This window comes from Microvirga rosea (assembly GCF_020595095.1).
GTDB classification, from domain to species: Bacteria; Pseudomonadota; Alphaproteobacteria; order Rhizobiales; family Beijerinckiaceae; genus Microvirga; species Microvirga rosea.
On record NZ_JAJDOP010000005.1, the window covers coordinates 460,221 to 466,220 of the forward strand.

A 6,000-nucleotide genomic window follows, 5' to 3' on the forward strand; every position below is an offset into this window, starting at 1 on the left:
TCATGATACCTTGGGTCTTAGTCGACACGGCAAAAATCCCGAACGATGCAGGCGAATTGCGCCTTAAGCAGCGTGGAGCCGAATTCTCCATCATGTTGGGCAGCAACGAGCTGATGAACAGCCGCCTCAGCGGCTCCGAAGAGGCGCTTGCCCGACTGTCCTGCCTGAGACTTCGAGACCACGAGCAACCACGGATCCTTATCGGCGGGTTGGGAATGGGGTTTACGCTTCGCGCTGCGCTGACCGAACTCGGGCCCGATGCTCGGATCACCGTGGCCGAGCTAGTGCCGGCTGTTGTGGCTTGGGCCAAAGGCCCCATGGCTGAGGTGTTCAGTGGCAGCCTTACGGATCCGCGCGTCAGTATTCATGAAGGGGATGTCGGGCGTCTGATCAAATCCGGTCATTCGAGTTATGATGCGATCTTGCTCGATGTGGACAACGGACCAGAAGGCCTGACGCGAAAAGCGAACGATGGTCTCTACGACCTGTCAGGGCTGAGCGCCGCCCAAACAGCCTTATCTCCCGGCGGCGTCCTCGCCGTTTGGTCATCGACACCCAATAAAGCCTTCACGCAGCGACTGCGCAAGGCAGGTTTTGGCGTGGATGAGGTTGGCGTGCGAGCCAACGGAACACGTGGCGGCGCAAGACACACAATCTGGATTGCGACCAAGCGACGTGGCTAACCACACCGCATGTGCAGGGCGAGAGCGGCAACCGACGTGGATTCCAGCCCTATCCGGGATGTCACACGAGGCTCCATGCCGGATTGTCTGCTTTGATGACTTTTCTGCCGAAGCGTGATCAGAATAGAGCACTCATCAATAAGAACCTCGAACCGTCGCACCAGACTTGGAGTGGAGACTCGAGTACGAGGAACCCGGTCGCCCTAGATCAAGCCAATGCTGCAGGAGAAGACCTTATGTCAAAGCCGCCCAATAGAATTCGCGGGAGTGGTGATCCGTGGAAGGCAGCCGAGGCTGCCTTCAAGAAGGTGACCACTGTGGCAGCGGAGGAGCGGCCGAAGAAACCCTCCATTCCCGGCGCAAAAGAAAGTGTAACCTTGCGCATCGATCGGGATGTCCTCGACCACTTTCAGGAAGATGGGCCGGGTTGGCAGGAGAGGATCAACGACGCTTTGAGAAAAGCTGCCGGGAAATAACCCGCCCCAATAGCGGTTGGACCAGTCGCAGTAGAGATGCGCCGCTGGTTCATCGGCATGCGCATCTGTTTCAGTGCTCCTGCTCAGTAATCTTGAAGTCGCCCCTATGCTCTAGGGCCCCGTGACCAACTCAATGAACGGCTCGAGACTAGCATAGGGCAAGGTGAATTTCTCACCCCGGAACAGCATCGGCACATCCTGTTCGCCTGCGAAACCAGACGTCAGTTTGCTGCGGACCGTAAAGGTCTCGCCTGCCGTCACATGGCCCCAAGCTTCATCAAGATGATCCGTCATTCCGAGTTCGCTCAGCTTGGCATCCACGATTTGTGTCCGGGCGTGTGACGGCAGTTGACGGAGGCCGTTCTCGATGTCATCGCGCATGGCAGCATATGCAGGATTACGAACCTTGTAGCGAAGTTCCGCATCCTGAGTGAAGCGCCACACCGAACCCACCACGACCTGCTGCTGCTTGGTGACCGGCTTCTCGACTTTCTTTGCAGTCTTGGCGCGGGCTGGGGCCTCTGCAGCCTGAACATTGGCGATCAGCGCCCACTTGCTCGACCACATCACAGCGCGATAATCACCTTTCGTAAGGCGATCCGTAAACGTCAAAATGTCCTGATCAATGGGACGCTTGCCACCGCTGGCCTCAAAATAGCGCAACCGCATCTCGTCGGGTAGAAGCAGGTAAAAATTATCGCTCTTGACGTCCACGTCGAGGATTTTGGCGACCTTGACCACCTGATCACGGGTAGACGGTCTCTCTAACCCATCGCCTGTCGGGTAAACCATCGTTCCTTTTGGAACTCGGACGTAGCCATTTACTTGGATCTCCGACATCTCGATTGGGTCTTTCTTTCGTTTAAACCAGCGCTTCTGCAAGAATTTCACAGATAATTTGAAAATGGGAACGGCACCCGAAGGTGCCGTTTCTGTTGCTAGGCTTTCCCGAGCCCCGGATGGTTACGCCGCGAGGCGCACCGCACCCATGTCAACGTTGTCGTTGGCATTTGTGAATTTGCACTATTAAGGCCGTAGCTCAGCCTAATCGCAGCCTAGCCTTTATTGCGCCCAGTCGAACCCATGTCGCCCCCGTCAGGAACACACCAGGATGGTTACCCGGCCTCAACGAAAGGCCAGCCGCTCGACAACCTGTCTTGCTGCCCTTGGACAACCGATGTGTTCATGGTGGAGGCGGCGGGAATCGAACCCGCGTCCTAAACGCCTATTCTACTCTGCCTCTACGATCATAGTCAGGCAAACCTGACGCCTTTGATATAAGCGATAGCTGACCTGATTGCTAGGCTCAGGATCCATAATTACGCCTGTCGAGGCTGAAATGGGTTGTCATATGCGGCAAACCATACTCTCGCGAGAGGTCGCACCTGGCTCATGCCGAGAGCTAAGCTATTACCCGATCACACACGTCTTGGGCAAAGCATGTTGATTTGCTGAAAATCTATTGGCGAAGGGCGCGAGATGCCTATCCAAATGCATTTGACCAACCCTTTCTCCTGATCTCGGACTGGTCAGATACATGAGGCACATCAGCCCCACTGCCTCGTTCTTCCCAGGCCGTTGCCGCTTGGTTCGACGTCCATCCGGACGGGAAGCGCGAAAGTGGTCTCTCCTGCGACGCCTGATATGGAGCAGCTTCGATTTCACCAGGACGGCCGATATGAGGCAGCTATGAGAAACGCCGGCCTAGAAGACCGGCGTTCCTCATTCAGATTTATGCAGCATCATCCGCCGAAGCATCTGCGGTATCGTTGGCTTGCAACGCATCGATCAGCAGGCCAGCATTCTGACGAATTCTTGCCTCGATCTCAGCTGCGATTTCAGCGTTTTCCTTTAGGAAAGTCTTGGCGTTCTCGCGGCCTTGGCCGAGACGCTGGCTGTCATAGGAGAACCAGGCACCGGACTTCTCCACTACGTTGGCTTTTACCCCGAGATCGATCAGCTCGCCCATCTTGGAGATACCCTCACCGAACATGATGTCGAACTCGACCTGCTTGAAAGGCGGAGCGACCTTGTTCTTGACCACCTTGACGCGCACCTGATTGCCGATCGGCTCATCACGGTCCTTCAGGGTCGAAGTGCGGCGGATGTCCAGGCGCACAGAGGCATAGAACTTGAGCGCGTTGCCGCCCGTCGTCGTTTCCGGCGAGCCGTACATGACGCCGATCTTCATGCGGATCTGGTTGATGAAGATCACCATCGTGTTGGTCCGCGAGATCGAACCGGTGAGCTTGCGCAGGGCCTGGCTCATCAAGCGGGCCTGAAGGCCGGGACGGCTTTCCCCCATCTCGCCTTCGATCTCGGCCTTGGGGGTCAGCGCCGCCACCGAGTCGATGACCAGCACATCGACAGAGCCCGAGCGGATCAGAGTATCGGCAATCTCAAGCGCCTGCTCGCCATTGTCTGGCTGCGAGATCAGCAGGTCGTCGAGGTTGACCCCGAGCTTGCGGGCATAAACCGGATCAAGCGCATGCTCCGCATCGATAAAACCGCAGACGCCGCCCTTCTTCTGGGCTTCTGCAACGGTTTGGAGCGCCAGCGTCGTCTTGCCCGACGATTCCGGCCCGTAGACCTCAACGATACGACCGCGCGGCAGGCCACCCACACCCAGGGCGATGTCGAGCCCCAGAGAGCCGGTTGAAATCGCCTCTACTTCAACGACCTGATTGCCGCCAAGGCGCATGATTGAGCCTTTGCCAAAGGCACGCTCGATTTGGGCTACCGCTGTTTCGATAGCCTTGCTTTTGTCCGTGCTCATTACGGCTCCGCTTCTGTGATTTCTGAGTATTAACTCTACCTCACATCTGCTCTAAATACCAGAACAAAATAAGAACATAGATGAGTTGAGTAGCCTGTCTAAGGCTAAGCTTTCATCCACATGATGTGAACAATGGTCGAGCTCCTGGCTCACGCCCAGCCAAGGCCTGTCTTCGTTGAAGCCACATAAGATCACGGGCTTATTAGGTCGCTTTCATTCTGATCAGTACCATGAATCTGCCAACCCCCACCTTTCCCAAGGTGCAGAGACGGCCCTTGATCTGTCATGTGAACACAGTTCGCGGAAGGAGAGGGTCTAGCGTCCGTGTCTCGGACCAGTACGGCGGCGCTGCCCTTTAAAGAACTGTTTCAAACGTAAGCGCAATTGTGCTCACGGGAGAATTGAGCGCTGCGGCGATTTTCCGCCGGGCCTCATCCAGGGCTTCCTGGACGATGAACTGAGCAATTTCCGATGTCTCTGGCAGCGCTGAAATGTCGTTCTCCAGGCTCTTCAGGAAAGTCAGGCCGTGATCTGATCCTTCGGACCATGCCACTTTCGCCCTCACGTTGAACTTCGCCGGTACGATGAGCTCCAGTTCAGACGAGACATTAAGGGGCTCGGAAATCTCAATCCTTGCGCCCGATGCTGAAAGCCCCGTTATGGAGCAAGCAATGGGCGAATAGGACGAGTCAAGGATGACCTGCCCCTGGATCATTGACCGGAATTGGTTGTCCAAGCAACGCTGATCAAGCCAGTAAACCATGACAATCATCCCTCTTAGGCGATTGGCGTATCAGCTCAAGCAAGATTGAGCGAACTTTGCCCTCTTACCTCTGCTGAGGTCGCAGAGAGCGTGCCAATTCCCGAATGACGCTATCTTCTATATCAAGGTTTAGGTCATCGTTCGTGTTTGGTCCATCCGAAGGATGAGCGGACGTTTGGCTTTGCTTAACCGATGGCGAGGCCGGAGAGGGAGCCGCAGATCTTTCCGAAGCGTTGGCCGGGCGACGGCGCCCCTCATCTGCGTGGCTCGGCATTGGCTGAGCGTAAGAAAATTGTCTTGATGAGCTGAATCTGTTCTCGATCGTATCGAGCAAGCTATTCAGGGCCGCATTTGAAAGCGGCACGTCAAGTGCCGGCGGAAGGCCGTTCAAGGCAATAGACCGATTCTGATAAACCGCTTCAGCCGTCACTTCCGGTCCAAACCACGGCAGCGGCCTAAAATCTTTGGCGTCGTTGGCATCTTCGAACTCGACAACAATCAGGTCCAAAGGACCTGGAGTGACGAAACGACTGACCTGAACTTCTCTTGTTCCGATCGATAAGTCAGTCCGTACGTAATCGACTTTACCGGGAGTCACGTCGAGAAGCGCTTCTGCGTGCGAACGAGGAACCGCCGTGCGTTCTTCAACCGGCGCACCGGGACCGCTGGTGATGAGAACCAGACTGCCCTGATCGCCTTCTATGTGAACGTATGAACTGCGGTCTGTTTGATTGGGAAAATGCCCTTCGGTTACGCGTGTACCACCCCGCTCCTTGCGGATGAGGCGTGCCAGAGAAGAAGCCATCAGAAAGCGTCTTGTTGAAACCATTTGGCAAAAACTCCTCGGCGAAAGCACAACTCTTCGCCTTACCTAGAGTTCGAATCCTGAATCGGCAAATGGATTAAGCGCCTTTAAGTCGGAAAGGTAGTCGACAGGTTAACTCTTAAGGGAGCGATAAAGCTCCAAGCGCCTCGCCAACTGATACTATGAAACAAGAATTACCAAAACATGAAATAGAATGACATTTCAACATCGTTCACAATGTCCATCTTCGCGCCCTCCCTTTTCGGATTCTGCAGCTTGCGTCCGAATGATCATTCGGCGGCAATCTACCCTGAACACCCGATGGGCGTCGCCGAGAAAGCACGAGTCGTCACTGCCTCTGCACCCTCACCGATTTCTGGTTTTGATGTATGGCAAGCGGGCAACACCTTTGGACAAGGACCGGGTCGGAGTCGCGCCGTTTGCGTTTGCCGTTGACGCAACGACGTTCGCCCGGCATTTATGAATAAACCTACTGA

6 protein-coding genes and 1 other RNA gene are annotated in these 6,000 nt (G+C 55.5%); 2 read left to right on the forward strand and 5 right to left on the reverse strand.

Annotated elements, in window-relative coordinates; all coding sequences use genetic code 11:
• The first annotated feature begins 2 nt into the window (after positions 1 to 2).
• Both LJD17_RS16070 and LJD17_RS16075 read left to right on the forward strand, forming a co-directional pair.
• A complete protein-coding gene (locus LJD17_RS16070; RefSeq protein ID WP_227385221.1) occupies positions 3 to 683 on the forward strand; it encodes a spermidine synthase in 681 nt (226 codons plus the stop codon).
• A gap of 236 nt (positions 684 to 919) precedes the next feature.
• Complete coding sequence (locus tag LJD17_RS16075; RefSeq protein ID WP_227385190.1) at positions 920 to 1,159, forward strand: BrnA antitoxin family protein; 240 nt, start codon at positions 920 to 922, stop codon at positions 1,157 to 1,159.
• Between the two features lie 111 nt (positions 1,160 to 1,270).
• On the opposite strand, the gene LJD17_RS16080 is transcribed toward LJD17_RS16075, so the two are convergent.
• The 5 genes from LJD17_RS16080 to LJD17_RS16100 form a co-directional block, all read right to left on the reverse strand.
• Positions 1,271 to 2,041: a hypothetical protein gene (locus tag LJD17_RS16080; RefSeq protein WP_227385191.1), complete on the reverse strand. Its 771-nt coding sequence runs from the start codon at positions 2,039 to 2,041 to the stop codon at positions 1,271 to 1,273.
• Between the two features lie 39 nt (positions 2,042 to 2,080).
• Positions 2,081 to 2,466, reverse strand: a transfer-messenger RNA (tmRNA) gene (ssrA, locus tag LJD17_RS16085).
• Between the two features lie 425 nt (positions 2,467 to 2,891).
• Positions 2,892 to 3,935, reverse strand: a complete 1,044-nt coding sequence (recA, locus tag LJD17_RS16090; RefSeq protein WP_227385192.1) for a recombinase RecA — start codon at positions 3,933 to 3,935, stop codon at positions 2,892 to 2,894.
• A gap of 355 nt (positions 3,936 to 4,290) precedes the next feature.
• Complete coding sequence (locus tag LJD17_RS16095; protein ID WP_227385193.1) at positions 4,291 to 4,698, reverse strand: PilZ domain-containing protein; 408 nt, start codon at positions 4,696 to 4,698, stop codon at positions 4,291 to 4,293.
• 64 nt (positions 4,699 to 4,762) lie between these two features.
• Positions 4,763 to 5,503, reverse strand: coding sequence for a hypothetical protein (locus tag LJD17_RS16100; protein ID WP_227385194.1), 741 nt, complete (start codon positions 5,501 to 5,503; stop codon positions 4,763 to 4,765).
• Between the last annotated feature and the right edge of the window lie 497 nt (positions 5,504 to 6,000).